1 protein-coding gene is annotated in these 432 nt (G+C 45.6%); it reads right to left on the bottom strand.

Annotated elements, in window-relative coordinates:
* A partial coding sequence (locus V6259_RS19655) for an ISAs1 family transposase (RefSeq protein WP_341585971.1) occupies positions 1 to 369 on the bottom strand: 369 nt, incomplete at its 3' end.
* Between the last annotated feature and the right edge of the window lie 63 nt (positions 370 to 432).

The following is a 432-nucleotide window of genomic DNA, read 5'->3' as shown; positions in this document are numbered from 1 at the left end:
CGACGCCCGCACCGTCTTTCCATCAATCGCGACGACGCCAGATAATGGAGTATCGATCAACATATCTTGAATCCAGCCACAAAACATTTCTCGATAACAGGCCGGATCCAACAAAGAAAATAAGCGGTTAAAGGTGTCATGCGATGGAATGCCGCCAGGTAATCGAAGAAATTGTTTAAACCAGTCCTTTCTAGTATCGGCAAAGAGCTGAATCGACTCCCAGTCGTCCGCACCACAAAGTATCGCACAGGTAGTCATGAAAACGACTTCCCCTAAATCATGGGTACATTTTGCTTGTTGGCGTGGGTCATTTAGCTGCATCATACGGTCTAATAGGGTCATCGGCTTCAAAAGGGCACGATCATTCATCAAACACGGATTGAATGCAAATGTTGTATTAACTGATCAAGAAACGTTCATGCGTTTGCCCTG

Origin of the sequence: Marinomonas sp. TI.3.20, from assembly GCF_038155025.1 — a bacterium.
GTDB lineage: Bacteria > Pseudomonadota > Gammaproteobacteria > Pseudomonadales > Marinomonadaceae > Marinomonas > Marinomonas flavescens.
The sequence above is the reverse complement of the archived record's forward strand: the minus strand, read 5'-3'. Positions and strand labels throughout refer to the sequence as shown.